This is a genomic window from Vibrio sp. 2-1-2a (assembly GCF_032648565.1).
GTDB classification, from domain to species: Bacteria; Pseudomonadota; Gammaproteobacteria; order Enterobacterales; family Vibrionaceae; genus Vibrio; species Vibrio diabolicus.
The window spans coordinates 44683-61657 of sequence record NZ_WBOH01000009.1; the positions used below are offsets into that span (position 1 = coordinate 44683).

The following is a 16975-nucleotide window of genomic DNA, read 5'->3' on the forward strand; positions in this document are numbered from 1 at the left end:
AGTTAGAAGCTCACCTACTTGTTTGGAATGATAAGAATTTGCCCAACCGCCAGTTGATCAGAGCGTAAGTTGTTCGCTTTACGAATGCTCGAAACGCTGACGCCGTATTTGGACGCTATTTTACCAAGGTATTCACCTCGAGAAACTTTGTGCTTACGGATAGGCTTATCTTTGACAGCGACTGTTATCTTCAACTTTTGTCCTACCCACAAGGTATCTGACTTCAGGTTGTTCTCACGGCGGATATCTGAAACCTTCACTTTATAGTGACTCGCGATCTTACCTAAGAACTCACCTGACTTAACCTTGTGAATAATGGTTTCTGTCTCAACAGTAATCGGTTTACTTGGCACTTTAATCGTGCCAGCAGAAGGGATTTTGAGCTTCTGACCAATTGCCAACCCAGTCGACTTCAAGTTGTTTGCCGACATCAGCGCTTTAGAGCTAAGCCCATATTTATTCGCAATCACCGATAACGACTCGCCACGTTTTACGGTATGCACTATTGGCTTCGCTGAAGGCGAGAATACCGTACCCTCTGGTGGATTATCTTTTAAGTACTTAACGACCGCCTTGGTGATCGCCTGAGCTAACTTATCTTGGTGCGCTCGTTGAAACAGCAACCGCTCTTCTGTTGGGTTAGAAATAAAGCCCGTTTCCACTAATACAGACGGAATCTGCGGAGAGCGTAAAACAGCAAGGCTAGTATTAATCGGTTTGGTGTTATGCAGGTGCGCAACACGCCCCATCTCACCAAGGATTTCTGTTGCCAGCTTATACCCTTCTTTTTGTGAATGACTAAACTGCAAGTCCAACAAAGTTTGGTTCACGTTACGATCTTTGGTCTTAGTGAAGAACGCATTACCCGAACCACCTAATATTTCAGATTGTTTCTCATGGTTCTCAACCCAACGAGCAATTTCAGTATTTGCACGATGAGTATTCAACACGAAAACCGAACCTCCGCGAGGCTTCGGTGAGGTAAACGCATCAGCGTGAATGGAAATTAGTAAGTGCGCATCATTTTCACGGGCAATGGCTACACGACGGTTTAGATTCACAAAGTAATCTCCGGTACGTGTCATACGCGTTTTAATCCCAGGCGTAGCATCGAGCTGAGCAGCAATTTTTCTTGAGATACTCAATACCGCGTCTTTCTCGTACTTACGGCGTGAAGGGCCAATAGAGCCAGGATCTTCACCACCGTGACCAGGGTCGATAACGATCAAGACTTCTTGAGCTCGTTGAACTGAACTCATGTCTTTACTGGTCGCCGCTGGCTTGCTCGGTTTAGAAGCTGAAGTCGATGCTTTCTTACCGTGCGGCAGGTCAATCACCAAACGGTGACCATATTGCCCGCCAGGTGTTGGGCTTAATTTAAACAATTCCGCTTGAACGCTCTTTTTCAGTTCAAACACCAAACGATAGGTGCCCTTCTCTGGCGGAGAGCTTTTTCGAACTAGCTTTAAAACCGGGCTGTCCGTAACAGTAACAGGCAGTTTGGCCTGCATGGTCGTGCTTTTTAAATCCACGACAAGACGATCCGGTCCGGATAAAGAGAAATAGGAATAGTCAGCTTCCGAGCCTAAATCGATGACAACACGCGTTTCATCAGGAGAAGGCCAAACTCGAAAACTCTTAACGACGTTAGCAAATGCTAAATTGGGGATGAGAAGGAGAAAAGTGGCGACAAACGTCGCCACTACTCTAAAATTTGAAAAACTCAACATAGCTCCAATCGACTGAGTAACTGCACACCATAATCATTATTAGCTGTTAGTTCGGCTACACGCTGCTCACCTTGGTAGCGAATGTTCACATCAAGATCCGGTTGTGGCAACAAACCATGCCCTTTTTCAGGCCATTCAACCAAGCAAATTGCATCATCTGTGAAGTAATCTCGAATCCCCATGAACTCAAGCTCTTCAGGATCCGCAAGACGATAAAGATCGAAATGGTACACTTGCCACTGATCCAACTGATACGGTTCGACTAGAGTATAAGTTGGGCTTTTCACGTTACCTTGATGGCCAAGAGCACGGACAAAACCACGACTAAAGGTTGTTTTACCTGCACCCAAATCACCATGCAGATAAATTGTGGTTTGTTGCGAACAAAGCTGAGCCAGAGCGGTACCTAGTGCAACCGTTTCGTGCTCATCTTTTAAATTGAATTGTTTCGTGCTCATTGATGCTTCTCTAACTAATGATCGTTGACTATATAAAAATCAAAAGAACAGGAATAGTAAACCGTGTTGGTTTTGAGAGACAAGCTTTCAAATGTCATATGTGCGAAAAAAGTATCCAAGGAACGGTATCTTAATCACCTTAGTATCGACCTAGATTTAGAATATATGCAAATGACTTCAATAAGCAGTATTCACAGCATCAAAAACGTCCCTAACTGGGTAGCACCAAAGCCAGAGATCCGTTAAGATCCGCCCCCCTTTTATTCCGGTGGTTAGCATGAACTACGAACAACTCGCACAACAAATCAAAATTTGGGGAAAAGAGCTCGGCTTCCAAAAAGTTGGGATCTGCGACGTTGATCTGAGTGAGCATGAAGCCGCACTGCAAAAATGGCTCGATGCAGGTTATCACGGCTCAATGGACTGGATGGCTCGTCACGGTATGATGCGAGCTAGACCCAATGAGCTACTCCCGGGAACCGTTCGTGTGATCAGCGTTCGGATGGACTACCTACCACCAGAAGCACAATTCGCTTCGAACCTAGCGAATAAAAATCATGCCTATATTAGTCGCTATGCATTAGGGCGTGATTATCACAAGCTCGTCAGAAAACAACTGAATAAACTTGGCAAACTTATTGAACAAGAAGTTGGTCAGTATGGTTACCGACCTTTCGTCGACTCCGCACCAATATTGGAGCGACCACTCGCCCAAAAAGCAGGCTTAGGCTGGACAGGGAAACATTCCCTGATTTTAGATCAAGACTGTGGCTCGTGGTTCTTTTTAGGCGAATTACTTATCGACTTGCCACTTCCCGCTGACGAGCCAAGCGTTGATCAGTGCGGTAAATGCAAAGCATGCATTACCTCATGCCCAACACAAGCCATCGTTGAAGACAAAGTTGTCGATGCCAGACGCTGTATCTCTTACCTCACCATCGAGTTCGATGGCGTGATCCCTGAAGAGTTTCGCAAGCCAATGGGTAACCGCATTTATGGCTGTGATGACTGCCAATTGGTTTGCCCATGGAATCGCTACGCCGACATAACGGAGCAGAGTGATTTCCATCGTCGTGATAGTTTCAAAAACCCGGATCTCGTTGACATGTTTAACTGGGATGAAGCGACTTTTCTAAAAAATATGGAAGGCTCCGCTATTCGTCGCATTGGTCATATACAGTGGCTGCGTAATATTGCTGTCGCACTTGGTAATGCAGAATACAGTCAACGAGTCATTGATGCGTTAGAAAGTCGACAAGGTGAAAATAAATTACTTGATGAACACATCAAATGGGCTTTGGCCGAGCAACTGAATCAACTCCCCATTGAGAATAAAGCATCTACAGAGACGAAAAAGCAGCGCTTAATAAGAATCGTCGAGAAGGGGCTACCAAGAGACGCATAGTGCGTAGTCTATATGCAAGAGATTGAAAGCACTTTTACATGTTCAATTCATGACCTTGTTCTCAATTTTGTAATGTGGAAAAAAATTTGAGATTCAAGAAAAACAAGCTAGCAGAAAAAAGTTAAACACAGCTTGGAGAAATGACTAGGATCAAAAAAATACCAGTTAATGATCGTATTTTAACGTATCCGATCCGTCAAAAAACTTATTTTTCTCTTGTTTAACAAAGACTTAATCAATATTTCGTTATTATTTCGACTTTCCTTCAGCGAAAAGATCTTTCTTCTCCATCGCAAAAAGTCAAGCTAAAAACACTTTATCAACTAACTTATCCACAGAACGACGTATGTGGATAACTCTGTTAATTAAAGTAGATAAAACATGCAGAACCTCATCATGCTTGTACGCCAGCCGATTCATATCGTGTTTTAAACACAAACGAAATCGTCCGACATCATATGATGCGGATAAAATTTAGTTTTTGGGGATTCATGCTTCGCAGCATTATGAAAAGAGCGATGTGATTGGTTGCGAGAAGCAGGAATTGAATCAAGCGGCGCATCCGGCGACGACTTAGGATTGTGCTAATAAATAAGCATTCAATCTATCGTCTTGTATTTGGTTGCGGGGGCCGGATTTGAACCGACGACCTTCGGGTTATGAGCCCGACGAGCTACCAAGCTGCTCCACCCCGCGTCCGAGTGCTTCATCTTTGTTGATGATGAAGGCTTTGCTTTCATTTATAAAAAAGAAACTGGAGCGACACACGAGGTTCGAACTCGTGACCTCAACCTTGGCAAGGTTGCGCTCTACCAACTGAGCTAGTGTCGCTTTTGTCACCGTTAAGCACGATGAAGGCTATATATTGGAGCGACACACGAGGTTCGAACTCGTGACCTCAACCTTGGCAAGGTTGCGCTCTACCAACTGAGCTAGTGTCGCATTTCGTCACCGTTAAGCACGATGAGGGCTATATATTGGAGCGACACACGAGGTTCGAACTCGTGACCTCAACCTTGGCAAGGTTGCGCTCTACCAACTGAGCTAGTGTCGCATATTAACAGCAGTCGCTATTAATAGAATTTGGTTGCGGGGGCCGGATTTGAACCGACGACCTTCGGGTTATGAGCCCGACGAGCTACCAAGCTGCTCCACCCCGCGTCCGTATTGTGTCACCGTTAAGTACCGTGAGAACTATGAAACTGGAGCGACACACGAGGTTCGAACTCGTGACCTCAACCTTGGCAAGGTTGCGCTCTACCAACTGAGCTAGTGTCGCATCAACAACGTTTCCGCTGTTTAGGGCTGCGAATTATAAGAGCATTTTTTTGTGATGCAAGTCCTTCCTTCAAAAAAACTTTATTTTTTTACTGAACGATGAAAAAGCAATCAAAAGCGATATAAATTACAACAATTTGGATCGCAACCTTAACAGTTAAATCTTGAAAATAGTACCACGATAGTACTTAAGTTCTGCAATCGACTCGCGAATGTCGTCCAAGGCCAAATGTGTTCCCTGTTTTGTGAACCCATTTAATACTTCAGGTTGCCAACGACGCGCCAATTCTTTAAGAGTGCTGACGTCAACATATCGGTAATGAAAGAACTCTTCTAATTCCGGCATGTGTTTGTACAAGAAGCGACGATCCTGCCCAATGCTGTTACCACATATTGGCGACGCCCCTTTCGGCACCCATTTTTCTAAGAATTCAATGGTTTGTGCGACCGCATCTTGTTCTGAGATTTTACTGTTGCGAACGCGTTCCACCAAGCCGCTTGCCGTATGCGTATTGGTGCACCAATCGTCCATTTTCGCTAGCTCTTCTTCCGGCTGATGAATCGCTAATACTGGACCTTCAGCCAAAATATTTAGCTCGCTATCCGTGACAATAGAAGCAATTTCAATGATTTTGTGCGTTTCAGGATCAAGCCCTGTCATCTCTAAATCAACCCAAATTAGGTTTTGATCGCTAAAGGACATGGTTACGCCGCCTATTTGTTTATCGATAAAAGAGGTACTATACCTCAAAATACGGGAAACACGATACTCACTCAGAGCCAAGATCACGGCTCAACCATTTGAGTAAATTCACATAAAGTACAGAATTGTGGCAAAGAAGAAAAAGTTAACCAAAGGTCAAGTGCGACGCGTACGCAGCAACCAACAAAAGCGTTTAAAAAAGCAAGAAGAGTCCATCCAGTGGGATGAAAACATGCTAGGCGCAAGCAAACAAGGTCTAGTGATCACTCGTTTTGGCCAGCACGCGGATATTGAAGACCTTGAAACAGGCGAGATTCAACGCTGTAACCTTCGCCGTGGTATCGAATCTTTAGTATCTGGCGATCGAGTTTTATGGCGCGAAGGCTTGGAGTCTATGGCTGGCATTTCTGGCGTTGTTGAAGCGGTAGAACCTCGTTCTTCAGTGCTCACTCGTCCAGATTACTACGATGGCCTAAAGCCCGTAGCTGCCAATATTGATCAAATGGTCATTGTCTCCTCGGTACTGCCCGAGCTATCACTGAATATTATTGACCGTTACCTCGTAGCATCAGAAACACTGAATATCGCACCATTGCTGGTCTTAAACAAAGTCGATCTTCTAGAAGCCGATGATCGTGCAATGTATGAAGAATGGCTCAAAGAATATGAACGCATTGGCTATAAAGTGCTTCTGGTCAGCAAGAAGTCTGGAGAAGGCATTGCTGAACTAGAAACCCTGCTGCGTGACCGAATTAATATCTTTGTTGGTCAATCAGGCGTAGGGAAATCTAGCTTAGTCAACGCGTTAATGCCGGAACTAGAGAGCGAAGTGGAAGAAGGCGAAGTTTCCGAGAACTCAGGTTTAGGCCAACACACCACGACAGCAGCGCGCTTGTATCATATTCCGACGGGTGGCGACTTGATCGACTCGCCTGGAGTGCGTGAATTTGGGCTTTGGCATTTGGAAGCAGAAGAAGTAACGAAAGCATTCGTTGAATTCCGACCATACTTAGGCGGTTGTAAGTTCAGAGATTGTAAGCACAATGACGACCCTGGCTGCCTTCTACGTGAAGCTGTTGAGAAAGGGGAAATCAACGAAACTCGCTTTGAAAACTACCATCGCATTTTGGAAAGCATGGTTGAAAACAAAGCAAACCGTCAGTATTCACGCAATAAGAAAGCCGATCTGTAATTAAGTTAAGACTGTAACTGTGTAAAAAGTCTTCACCTAATACTGACAAGCAAATTAAATTTCAGTAACATCACGCGCCCTAAAGCGCGAATCTAACAGAAGTATCGGAATTAAAGATGGACAAGTTTAAAGTTGGACTGCAGTACTGGATCCCACAACACGGCCTCACTCGCCTAATGGGTAAACTGGCTTCAGCAAAAGCTGGCGGTCTAACAACAGCAGTTATTCGTTGGTTTATCAAACAATACAATGTGAACATGGATGAGGCGAAGCACTCAGATCCTAAGCATTTTAAAACGTTCAACGAGTTTTTCGTTCGTGAGCTAAAAGAGGGCGCACGCCCAATTTCTGAAGGCGAAAACGTCATCACTCACCCAGCCGACGCTTGTGTTAGCCAATTTGGCCCTATTGAAGATGGTCAACTTATCCAAGCAAAAGGTCATCACTTCTCAGCGCAAGAACTGCTGGGCGGTGACGCGAATTTAGCAAACGAATTTAAAGATGGATCTTTTGCCACGCTGTACCTGTCTCCGCGCGATTACCATCGTGTACACATGCCGTGTGACGGCACACTGCGCCAAATGATTTACGTGCCTGGTGACCTGTTCTCGGTAAACCCACTTACGGCAGAAAACGTTCCAAATCTATTCGCACGTAACGAGCGTGTGGTGTGTATCTTTGACACTGAGTTTGGTCCAATGGCACAAGTGCTTGTTGGTGCGACAATTGTTGGCAGCATTGAGCAAGTGTGGGCTGGCACGATCACTCCGCCTCGTGGCAATACTGTCTACAAATGGGATTACCCAGCTGAGGGTGACAAGGCCGTGATCTTGAAAAAAGGCGAAGAGATGGGCCGCTTCAAACTGGGTTCTACTGTTATTAACCTGTTTGCCAAAGACGCGATTGAGTTTGACGCAAGCATGGAAAACGGTAAGCCAACCGTAATGGGCACACCTTACGCCTTGAAAAAATAAGCAAAACCCCGTTAAAAGAGCCCTTTCTCAAGGGCTCTTTTTATTGATAAAAAGCAAAATTCCGTTCAAAATTTAGCCTCTATTTCTCAAACTCATACCTGCCTCTAAGACCTTCATTCCACAATCAATTATCCTGCGCTTAGGATGAATATTTAGAGGGGCAGCCAATGCCAAAGATGAGTGTAAACACGCTGGCGAAATTGCTGGTGTGCTTTTTAGTTCCGCTCGGTGTTTTGATGATGCCGATTGATGCTATTCCTATTGATGATCTCACTTTAATTCAGCATCGCCTGTTGGCTATTTTTCTTCTTGCTGCCCTACTTTGGGTTCTTGAGCCGGTACCCGTTTTTGCTACGTCCATTCTTATTATCGCTCTTGAACTGATCATGATATCGGATAAAGGTTTGCATCTATTTCGCAATCCACCAGCGGGGCATGATTTGGGAGAGTTAATTGCTTACACAGATATTTTCTCTGCCTTCTCTTCACCGATCATTATTCTTTTTATGGGTGGGTTTGCCCTCGCCATCGCGGCTTCCAAATACGAACTCGACAACAATCTCGCCCGAGTGCTACTAAAACCATTCGGCACACAACCTAAGTTCATCATGCTGGGTTTGATGCTCATTACCGCCGTTTTTTCAATGTTCATGTCCAACACTGCCACGACGGTCATGATGTTGGCGCTGCTCGGTCCAATCGTCGCTTCTGCACCTAAAGGGGATCTAGGGATTAAAGCGCTGGTGCTGTGCATTCCAATTGCCGCGAATACTGGCGGCATTGCAACTCCGATAGGTACGCCACCTAACGCAATAGCGCTCCAATACCTCACCGGAGAAAACGCCATAGACTTCTTATCCTGGATGACAATGGGCCTACCATTTGTGCTGATACAACTCACTGTTGCTTGGTTTTTGTTGCAGAAGCTGTTTCCGTCCAGCGAACCAGAAATGAAACTAAAGCTGGATGGTACGTTCAAAAATAGCTGGCGCGCGATCGTCGTCTACATCACTTTTGCACTAACCATTGTGCTTTGGATGACGACAAAAGTGCACGGCATGAACACGTATGTTGTTGCGATTATCCCGCTTGCGGTGTTCACCTTAACGGGCATTATGGGCAAAGAAGAACTCAAGCTGATTAACTGGGACGTGCTATGGCTGGTTGCCGGTGGTATCGCAATTGGTATTGCCTTAGACAAAACGGGTTTAGCCGAAGCATTGGCACACGCCATTGATTACAGCTTACTATCACCATTTGCCGTTGTCTTTGCCCTATCGGTCGTATGTTGGTTAATGGCGAACTTTATGTCTAATACCGCAACGGCAAACTTATTAATGCCTATTGCTGCCGCTATTGGTACATCCATGCCAAGCCTTATTGCGGTTGGTGGCCTACAAGGTTTACTAGTTGTCGTCGCATTCTCCGCATCACTTGGCATGATCTTACCGGTTTCCACGCCACCAAACTCTTTGGCTTATTCAACAGGCCTAATCGAGAGCAAAGACATGGCGAAAGTGGGGCTGATTCTTGGTTTGATTGGTCTATTTATCGTGTATGGCGCAGTTCTGGTGCTGTTTTAATCGATAAGCTCCGTGACAGAGCTTGTTGTCATGGAGCTGTTCGCCAGCTATTGCCCTCACAGAGCAGCTTTTACATCCATTAAATTTCGTGCATATTAAGACTCCTCTACTCTACAAGGACGTCGACACATCATGGGTTACGAATGGCTTGCTTTATGTGCCGCTTTTCTGTGGGCAGTTTCTAGCCTTATTTCTGTCATTCCTGCACAACACCTAGGCGCATTTTCTTACAGCCGCTGGCGCATGGGCTGTACGGCCGTGATCTTATCAACAATGGCCTGGATAACTGGCGGCTGGTTAACGGTTTCTTGGGAACATGTAACGCCAATGATGGCGTCGGGTCTGATTGGAATTTTCATCGGTGATACCGCTCTGTTTGCGTGCTTGAATCGTATGGGACCAAGACAAGCCGGACTACTGTTTTCCTGCCATGCGGTATTCTCGGCCATTTTGGGCTACTTCTTATTTAGCGAAGTCATGACCACAATAGAACTACTGGGCGCATCATTGGTATTTAGCGGCGTGGTGATGGCGATATTCTTTGGCCGAAGAGGTCAAGTGAATAACGTCTTGGAAGACATTAAAGGTAACATCTGGGTGGGTATTGGACTTGGCTTAACCGCAGCAATGTGCCAAGCATTGGGCGGCATCATCGCCAAGCCAGTAATGCAAACCAGTATTGACCCCGTTGCGGCTTCTGCTATTCGAATGATCAGTGCATTTTTCGCCCACAGCATGTTGTTAGTTCTAGGGGGCAAAGTCGCTCGCTCGACACAACACATTACTTGGCGAGTATTTGGTATTACTGCGCTTAACGGTTTCTTGGCGATGGCCGTCGGCATGACGCTGATCTTATACGCACTGCAAGAAGGAAATGTAGGTATGGTTGCACTGCTATCTTCAACCACGCCAATTATGTTGCTACCGCTGCTCTGGATTTACACTAAACGCCGACCAAACCGATTTGCATGGTTGGGCGCAGCCCTAGCCGTGATTGGTGCAGGCATTTTGGTTCAATAACCTTACAGACCAGCCCTTGTTGCCAGATACAAAAAAGCCCGAGTTTAAACTCGGGCTTTTGTCATTCTGAGTTGTCAGTTAATTATTTAACTAGCACTTCACCCGTCATTTCTGCTGGGATTTCTAGACCCGCTAGAGAAAGCATGGTTGGTGCAAGGTCAGACAGTTTGCCGCCTTCTTTGAACTCAACCGCTTTGTCACCTACGTAAATAAGAGGAACCGGTAGGTTAGTGTGCGCTGTGTGAGTACCACCCGTCTCTGGGTCAACCATCATTTCTGCGTTACCGTGGTCCGCAGTGATCAGTAGCTGACCGCCAACTTCTTTGATTGCTTCAACTACTTTGCCAACACTTTCATCTAGCGCTTCGATTGCTTTCTCAGCTGCTTCGTAAACGCCAGTGTGACCAACCATATCTGCGTTCGGGTAGTTACAGATGATAGTGTCGAACTTACCAGACTTGATCGCCGCAACCAGTTTCTCTGTAAGCTCAGGGGAGCTCATTTCTGGCTGAAGGTCGTAAGTGGCTACTTTTGGAGAAGCAACAAGCTGACGCTCTTCGCCTTCAAATTCGTTTTCAACACCGCCGTTGAAGAAAAACGTTACGTGCGCGTATTTCTCTGTTTCAGAGATACGTAGCTGAGTTTGACCTTGCTTAGACAGCCACTCACCGTACGTGTTTTCTAGAGACGCTGGTGGGAATGCGATTGCTAGAGGGATATCTGCCGCGTATTGAGTCAACATAACGAAGTTAACTGCCGGGAATACCGCACGCTCAAAACCATCAAAGTCAGGCACGAATGCGCGAGTGATTTGACGAGCTCGGTCAGCACGGTAGTTCATGAAGATAACCGCATCACCGTCTTGCATGATTGCGTCTTCTTCGCCTTCCGCTTTGATGGCTGTCGCTTTCACGAATTCATCGTTCTCTTCACGAGCGTAAGCGGCTTCTAGACCAGCAACGGCGGTTTCTGCTGTGAACTCAGCTTTCGCTTGAGTCAGAAGATCGTAAGCAACTTGAACGCGATCCCAGTTGTTGTCACGGTCCATAGCGTAGTAGCGACCTACTAGAGAAGCAACACGACCTTTACCTAGTTTCGCGAATAGATCTTGGAAACGTTGTAGCGAGTTTTCTGCACTACGTGGTGGCGTGTCACGACCGTCTAGGAAACAGTGTAGGTAGATTTTCTCAGCGCCACGAGCCGCTGCCATTTCAACCGCTGCGTAGATATGGTCTTCATGAGAGTGTACGCCACCTGGAGACATCAGACCCATGATGTGTACCGCTTTCTCTGCTTTAACAGCAGCATCAACTGCTTCAACAAGCGCTGGCGTTTCAGCGAACTCACCGTCAGCGATCGATTTAGTGATACGAGTTAGATCTTGGTATACAACGCGACCTGCGCCAATGTTAGTGTGACCAACTTCTGAGTTACCCATTTGACCATCAGGAAGGCCAACATCCATGCCTGAAGCAGAGATTAGAGTGTGTGGGTTATTCGCAATCAGAGCATCCATTACTGGTGTTTTCGCATTCGCAATTGCGTTACTTGCTGTGTCTTCACGGTAACCGTAACCGTCAAGGATAACTAGAGCCAGTGGCTTCTTAGCTGACATAGTGATGACCTCATCAAATTTAAGTAACTTTTGGCGTAGGGCCTCGCTGCCCTATCTAACCTTGAAACAAAACTAGCGTAATTTTACTACACTTTTTAACCAAAACTGTAGGTTAAGATCAAATAATGTTTGCGATTTATTGTTGCTATCTTACAAGTTAAGCGAACAACGAGTCAGTGCCGACAAACGTGTTCCACAAGCATAGTCATTCCTAATACGCTTTGTACACCCCAGTCTAGGTTCGGTTTTCTTACGCTTCTGATTCTTGTTTTTGCACCTGAAACAGCGTTTATTTAACGCATTATCGAACAAGATTGGTTAGTACCTATTGTTCGCTTTTTTCGGTAAAACAAAAGTCACTTAAGTCGATAAATCCAATAGGCAAAAACAATCAAGCTACCATAGTCCAATGCACGGATGGCAATAACATAAAGGGTTTATAGAGATCTCAATTATTCGTTAGAAAATTTTAACCCTCTCGCCTAAGAGGCTTAACCCCGCTATACTCCTGCTTTATTTTTCCGCCAACAGCGTAAGAGCTCAAGACATGCAAGAGTACATTGAATTTTTCCAACAGAACATGATTCTATCTTTGGTTTGGGTAGGTCTTCTTGTCGCCTTTATCATGAACATCGTGAAGTCAGCGACGGCCGCATACAAAGAAATCAACGTAAACCAACTGACTCATCTTATGAACCGTGAAAACGGCGTTGTAGTGGATATCCGCACAAAGGACGAGTTCAAAAAAGGTCATATCACCGACTCACTTCACATTTTACCGTCAGATATCAAAGCGGGTAACTTTGGTAGCCTTGAAAACCACAAATCAGACCCAATCATTGTGGTATGCAAGACAGGGCAAAACGCTCAAGAAAGCGCGAACCTATTAGTAAAAGCAGGCTTTGAAAAAGTAAGCCTACTAAAGAACGGCTTGATTGCATGGAACGAAGCGAACCTGCCTTTAGTTCGTGGTAAAAAGTAATACCCGGCAGCTTCGATAACGGGGCAGAGGCAAAAGATAAGGTACGCATTCAAGCGTGTTTTTGCCAAGCTTCGTGGATAATAAACTGAGCAAATTGAAAGCAGTTGAAGCATTAAGTTGTGACGCTTTGCACGTAATACACGCTTCATCTAGTCAAGGTAGATTGGCTCAGTTAGTCTCGGGACATACCAGTTTTCTGAGTTTAGACGTTTCTAGGCTCTACAAATATTTATTTAAGGATTAAAAAATGGCTGAAGCAGCACCTCAAGAAGCACAACAAAACTTCGCAATTCAACGCATCTTCCTAAAAGACGTTTCTTTCGAAGCGCCAAACTCTCCAGTAATCTTCCAAAAAGAATGGAACCCAGACGTTAAACTAGACCTAGACACTCAAAGCCGTGAGCTTGGTGAAGGCGTTTACGAAGTGGTTCTACGTCTAACTGTAACTGTGAAGAACGAAGAAGAAACAGCGTTCCTATGTGAAGTTCAACAAGGTGGTATCTTCACTGCTGAGCAAATGGAAGCAGGCCAACTTGCACATTGCCTAGGCGCATTCTGCCCGAACATCCTATTCCCATACGCTCGTGAAACTATCTCAAGCCTAGTGGTTAAAGGTACATTCCCTCAACTGAACCTAGCGCCAGTTAACTTCGACGCGCTATTCATGAACTACCTACAACAGCAAGCTCAACAAGGCGAAGCTGAAGCGTAATTCACGTTTTGTAAGTGACGAATAGCCTGAGTGCTGACGTCATCGACTCTAATAAAATGCACAGAGCGTCTACCATCCGATGCAATGTGCATTTTTTATTTCTGACAAAAGTTCCTAGTTCCTAATCGCCAGAAGGCGTAAAATTTGACGATTAGGAACTAGATTCTACTAGTAGAAAGACAATTAGGCGGTAGCATGACACAAGCAAATACAAACAATGCTTACGGTAAAGACATCGCAATGACGGTGATTGGCGCAGGTTCATACGGTACCTCTCTGGCGATCTCACTCGCTCGTAACGGCGCGAACGTAGTCCTTTGGGGACACGAGCCTGAGCACATGGCACGTTTAGAAGCGGATCGCGCGAACCACGCTTTCTTACCTGGTGTTGATTTCCCTGAAAGCTTGATCATTGAATCGGATTTAGAAAAAGCCGTACAAGCAAGCCGAGATTTATTGGTTGTGGTTCCAAGCCATGTTTTTGGCATCGTACTGAACAGCTGTAAGCCTTTCTTACGTGAAGACTCTCGCATCTGCTGGGCAACCAAAGGTCTTGAGCCAGAAACGGGTCGTCTGCTGAAAGACGTCGCTTATGACATTATCGGTGAAAACTACTCACTGGCTGTATTGTCTGGCCCAACGTTCGCCAAAGAGCTCGCGATGGGCATGCCTACTGCAATTTCAGTTGCTTCTCCAGATGCTGAATTTGTCGCTGACCTACAAGAAAAAATCCACTGCAGCAAAACCTTCCGCGTGTACGCCAATAGTGACTTTATCGGCATGCAATTGGGCGGTGCGGTGAAAAACGTTATCGCAATTGGTGCGGGTATGTCTGACGGTATCGGTTTTGGAGCCAACGCGCGTACTGCATTGATTACTCGTGGTTTGGCCGAAATGAGCCGTCTTGGTGCCGCGCTGGGTGCAAAACCAGAAACCTTCATGGGTATGGCTGGTTTAGGCGACCTTGTCCTAACGTGTACCGACAACCAATCACGTAACCGCCGCTTTGGTTTAGCGCTAGGTCAAGGTAAAGACGTCGACACGGCACAAGAAGAAATTGGCCAAGTCGTAGAAGGCTACCGCAACACGAAAGAAGTATGGATGCTCTCTCAACGCATGGGTGTTGAGATGCCAATTGTTGATCAAATTTATCAAGTATTGTATCAAGGGAAGGATGCACGCCTGGCAGCGCAAGATTTACTTGCTCGTGACAAAAAAGCCGAAGGAAAGTAGCACTCTACGCCCCTTCGCACCTCATCTGAGAAGAATAGAAGTTGTCGGGTCACGGAAGAACCACTCAGGATATTGAGAATGAAACACTGCGAAAAACAAAAAGTCTGGAACAGAATTGTCTCAGAAGCCCGCGAAATGTCAGAGCAAGAGCCAATGCTGGCCAGCTTTTACCATGCCACCATCATCAAGCATGAAAGTTTCTGTGCCGCGCTCAGCTACATTTTGGCAAACAAGTTAAACACGGCATCGATGCCAGCAATGGCAGTACGTGAAGTGGTAGAAGAAGCGTTCTCTGCCGACCCAACCATTACCGATTGTGCCGCTTGTGACATTTGTGCCACGGTTAATCGCGACCCAGCAGTTTCGATGTACTCTATGCCGCTGCTGTACTTAAAGGGCTACCACGCTCTGCAAGGCTACCGCGTGGCAAACTGGCTATGGAAACAAGGGCGCCATGCACTGGCAACCTACCTACAAAACCAAATTTCGGTTGCGTGTCAGGTAGACATTCACCCGGCAGCACGCATTGGTAGCGGCATCATGCTCGACCACGCAACGGGGATCGTCATCGGTGAAACTGCGGTTATCGATAATGACGTCTCAATTCTACAAGACGTTACCTTAGGCGGTACGGGTAAAGAGTGCGGCGATCGTCACCCGAAAATCCGTGAAGGTGTGATGATTGGTGCAGGTGCAAAAATTCTTGGCAATATCGAAGTGGGCGAAGGCGCGAAAATCGGCTCTTGCTCTGTGGTATTGCAAGCAGTGCCACCACACACAACCGTGGCGGGGGTTCCTGCGAAAATCGTCGGTCGTCCAAAAACGGACAAACCTTCTCTCGATATGGATCAAGGCTTTAATGGTAAATCACAAAGCTTTATCCATGGAGATGGTATTTAATCGTCAACAAACCTTTTGACAACAACGTGGTAGGTAACTCTCAAGTGCGAAAACAAAATCACCCTGTTCTACGCTCGGCTATTTTATTAACTTGTGCTTTATCTGCCACATATCCCCTCGCCTCTTCTGCCGCTAGTCAACAAGAGCTCAAAGGCGTATCAAGTGAGATAAGCCGTCAACGCAAATCTCTCTCGTCCCAAGAAAAGCAACTCAATGAGCTACAAAAATCGCTCAAGGAGCAAGAACTTGGTATTTCTAAACTTGAGCGCGAAATAAGACAAACCAAATCTGAGCTGGCACAAGCAGACAAAAACATAGACAAGCTAGAAGAGAAAATTGCCTTACAAGAAGCGCAGCGCCAAGAGCAAGAGGAAGAGCTCAAACAGTTGCTGCAAACGTATTACGTGACCGAACGAGCGAAAGCCAATGGTCACTTGTTGAATCAAGGTGTGGAAGAAGACCGCATGAGTCAATACTTCCAGCACTTAGCCAAAGCGCGTGCTGAAGTGATTGATGCAATCACCAAAACCACTCAAGAATTGGCACACAACAAAAACCAGCTTGAGCTAGAAAAAGAGCAAATCGAGACGTTACTCAAACAGCAATCTGAGAAACGTACGGCGCTGGCAAGTACACAATCCAAACGTAAGCAAACCTTGAATAAAATTCAGAGCAGTATCAAGAACGATAAACGCTACCTTGCTGAACTGCAGCGCAACGAAACACGCCTAAAAGCCGAGATCGCCAAAGCGGCTAAGCGTAATGCTGTGCCAATGGACGGACTGGGCAAACAGCGCGGTAAACTGCCATGGCCACTCAAAGGTCGTGTATTACACAACTTCGGTACTCGCCAAACCGGGCAAGTAAACTGGAAGGGAATGGTGCTTGCGGCCAATTACGGTCAACAAGTGAAAGCCGTTTATCCGGGGACTGTCGTATTTGCTGAGTATTTACGCGGGTATGGCTTAGTGGTATTGCTTGACCACGGCAAAGGCGACATGACGCTCTACGGCTACAACCAAGCGTTGACGAAAAAAGAAGGCGATCGAGTGACCGCAGGCGAAGTGATTGCTCTTGCGGGTGATACTGGCGGGCAAGATCGCGCATCACTCTATTTCGAAATTCGCCGCAACAGTGAAGCACAAAACCCGAAATCTTGGTTGAAGCGCTAATTATCTGACTCATCGACT

14 protein-coding genes and 6 tRNA genes are annotated in these 16975 nt (G+C 46.0%); 10 read left to right on the forward strand and 10 right to left on the reverse strand.

Features of this window, described 5'->3' with window-relative positions; all coding sequences use genetic code 11:
• Positions 1-14 precede the first annotated feature (14 nt).
• Positions 15-1730, reverse strand: a complete 1716-nt coding sequence (locus tag F7Y48_RS19730) for an N-acetylmuramoyl-L-alanine amidase (protein WP_316685310.1) — start codon at positions 1728-1730, stop codon at positions 15-17.
• Positions 1724-2188, reverse strand: coding sequence for a tRNA (adenosine(37)-N6)-threonylcarbamoyltransferase complex ATPase subunit type 1 TsaE (gene tsaE, locus F7Y48_RS19735; RefSeq protein WP_005381372.1), 465 nt, complete (start codon positions 2186-2188; stop codon positions 1724-1726). The genes F7Y48_RS19730 and tsaE overlap by 7 nt, the downstream gene beginning before the upstream one ends.
• 277 nt (positions 2189-2465) lie before the next feature.
• On the opposite strand from tsaE, the gene queG reads away from it, so the two are divergent.
• Positions 2466-3593 (forward strand): tRNA epoxyqueuosine(34) reductase QueG, encoded by a 1128-nt coding sequence (gene queG / locus F7Y48_RS19740; protein WP_258508324.1) that lies wholly within the window; start codon positions 2466-2468, stop codon positions 3591-3593.
• A gap of 619 nt (positions 3594-4212) precedes the next feature.
• Here the strand turns inward: queG and F7Y48_RS19745 are convergent.
• The 7 genes from F7Y48_RS19745 to orn form a co-directional block, all read right to left on the reverse strand.
• A tRNA-Met gene (locus tag F7Y48_RS19745) sits at positions 4213-4289 on the reverse strand.
• Between the two features lie 59 nt (positions 4290-4348).
• Positions 4349-4424: transfer RNA gene (locus F7Y48_RS19750), tRNA-Gly, on the reverse strand.
• Positions 4425-4459: 35 nt separating this feature from the next.
• A tRNA-Gly gene (locus F7Y48_RS19755) sits at positions 4460-4535 on the reverse strand.
• A 36-nt stretch (positions 4536-4571) separates the two neighbouring features.
• Positions 4572-4647, reverse strand: a tRNA-Gly gene (locus tag F7Y48_RS19760).
• A gap of 30 nt (positions 4648-4677) precedes the next feature.
• Positions 4678-4754 (reverse strand) — tRNA-Met (locus F7Y48_RS19765).
• A 42-nt stretch (positions 4755-4796) separates the two neighbouring features.
• Positions 4797-4872, reverse strand: a tRNA-Gly gene (locus tag F7Y48_RS19770).
• A 156-nt stretch (positions 4873-5028) separates the two neighbouring features.
• Positions 5029-5574 (reverse strand): oligoribonuclease, encoded by a 546-nt coding sequence (gene orn, locus F7Y48_RS19775; RefSeq protein ID WP_005395387.1) that lies wholly within the window; start codon positions 5572-5574, stop codon positions 5029-5031.
• A gap of 127 nt (positions 5575-5701) precedes the next feature.
• Between orn and rsgA the strand changes: the two genes are divergently transcribed.
• The 4 genes from rsgA to F7Y48_RS19795 all read left to right on the forward strand — a co-directional run bounded on the left by rsgA (position 5702) and on the right by F7Y48_RS19795 (position 10343).
• Positions 5702-6766 carry a small ribosomal subunit biogenesis GTPase RsgA gene (rsgA, locus tag F7Y48_RS19780; RefSeq protein WP_005395388.1) on the forward strand — a complete coding sequence of 355 codons (1065 nt, stop codon included), beginning with the start codon at positions 5702-5704 and terminating at the stop codon, positions 6764-6766.
• A gap of 116 nt (positions 6767-6882) precedes the next feature.
• On the forward strand, positions 6883-7740 hold the full coding sequence (gene asd / locus F7Y48_RS19785) for an archaetidylserine decarboxylase (RefSeq protein WP_005395389.1): 858 nt from the start codon (positions 6883-6885) through the stop codon (positions 7738-7740).
• A gap of 167 nt (positions 7741-7907) precedes the next feature.
• Positions 7908-9323, forward strand: a complete 1416-nt coding sequence (locus tag F7Y48_RS19790) for an SLC13 family permease (protein WP_316685313.1) — start codon at positions 7908-7910, stop codon at positions 9321-9323.
• Between the two features lie 132 nt (positions 9324-9455).
• Entirely contained in the window at positions 9456-10343 is an 888-nt protein-coding gene (locus F7Y48_RS19795; protein WP_316685314.1) for a DMT family transporter, read from the forward strand.
• A gap of 82 nt (positions 10344-10425) precedes the next feature.
• Here F7Y48_RS19795 and gpmM read toward each other — a convergent pair whose 3' ends face one another.
• Positions 10426-11958, reverse strand: coding sequence for a 2,3-bisphosphoglycerate-independent phosphoglycerate mutase (gene gpmM, locus F7Y48_RS19800; RefSeq protein ID WP_005395398.1), 1533 nt, complete (start codon positions 11956-11958; stop codon positions 10426-10428).
• 547 nt (positions 11959-12505) lie between these two features.
• On the opposite strand from gpmM, the gene F7Y48_RS19805 reads away from it, so the two are divergent.
• From F7Y48_RS19805 to F7Y48_RS19825, 5 genes are all read left to right on the forward strand, one after another.
• Positions 12506-12940 carry a rhodanese-like domain-containing protein gene (locus F7Y48_RS19805; RefSeq protein WP_005395399.1) on the forward strand — a complete coding sequence of 145 codons (435 nt, stop codon included), beginning with the start codon at positions 12506-12508 and terminating at the stop codon, positions 12938-12940.
• A 247-nt stretch (positions 12941-13187) separates the two neighbouring features.
• The gene (gene secB, locus F7Y48_RS19810) at positions 13188-13652 is read left to right on the forward strand and encodes a protein-export chaperone SecB (RefSeq protein ID WP_005395400.1); all 465 of its coding nucleotides are present in this window, start codon (positions 13188-13190) and stop codon (positions 13650-13652) included.
• 195 nt (positions 13653-13847) lie between these two features.
• Complete coding sequence (gene gpsA / locus F7Y48_RS19815; RefSeq protein ID WP_006743122.1) at positions 13848-14885, forward strand: NAD(P)H-dependent glycerol-3-phosphate dehydrogenase; 1038 nt, start codon at positions 13848-13850, stop codon at positions 14883-14885.
• Positions 14886-14963: 78 nt separating this feature from the next.
• Positions 14964-15785, forward strand: coding sequence for a serine O-acetyltransferase (gene cysE, locus F7Y48_RS19820; RefSeq protein ID WP_005395410.1), 822 nt, complete (start codon positions 14964-14966; stop codon positions 15783-15785).
• 26 nt (positions 15786-15811) lie between these two features.
• Positions 15812-16957 carry a murein hydrolase activator EnvC family protein gene (locus F7Y48_RS19825; protein ID WP_168187841.1) on the forward strand — a complete coding sequence of 382 codons (1146 nt, stop codon included), beginning with the start codon at positions 15812-15814 and terminating at the stop codon, positions 16955-16957.
• Positions 16958-16975 lie beyond the last annotated feature (18 nt).

Coding starts and splice junctions, on each gene's coding strand:
- F7Y48_RS19730 (WP_316685310.1), bottom strand. CDS start 1,730: ATGTTGAGTTTTTCAAATTTTAGAGTAGTGGCGACGTTTGTCGCCACT.
- tsaE (WP_005381372.1), bottom strand. CDS start 2,188: ATGAGCACGAAACAATTCAATTTAAAAGATGAGCACGAAACGGTTGCA.
- queG (WP_258508324.1), top strand. CDS start 2,466: ATGAACTACGAACAACTCGCACAACAAATCAAAATTTGGGGAAAAGAG.
- orn (WP_005395387.1), bottom strand. CDS start 5,574: ATGTCCTTTAGCGATCAAAACCTAATTTGGGTTGATTTAGAGATGACA.
- asd (WP_005395389.1), top strand. CDS start 6,883: ATGGACAAGTTTAAAGTTGGACTGCAGTACTGGATCCCACAACACGGC.
- F7Y48_RS19790 (WP_316685313.1), top strand. CDS start 7,908: ATGCCAAAGATGAGTGTAAACACGCTGGCGAAATTGCTGGTGTGCTTT.
- F7Y48_RS19795 (WP_316685314.1), top strand. CDS start 9,456: ATGGGTTACGAATGGCTTGCTTTATGTGCCGCTTTTCTGTGGGCAGTT.
- gpmM (WP_005395398.1), bottom strand. CDS start 11,958: ATGTCAGCTAAGAAGCCACTGGCTCTAGTTATCCTTGACGGTTACGGT.
- F7Y48_RS19805 (WP_005395399.1), top strand. CDS start 12,506: ATGCAAGAGTACATTGAATTTTTCCAACAGAACATGATTCTATCTTTG.
- secB (WP_005395400.1), top strand. CDS start 13,188: ATGGCTGAAGCAGCACCTCAAGAAGCACAACAAAACTTCGCAATTCAA.
- gpsA (WP_006743122.1), top strand. CDS start 13,848: ATGACACAAGCAAATACAAACAATGCTTACGGTAAAGACATCGCAATG.
- cysE (WP_005395410.1), top strand. CDS start 14,964: ATGAAACACTGCGAAAAACAAAAAGTCTGGAACAGAATTGTCTCAGAA.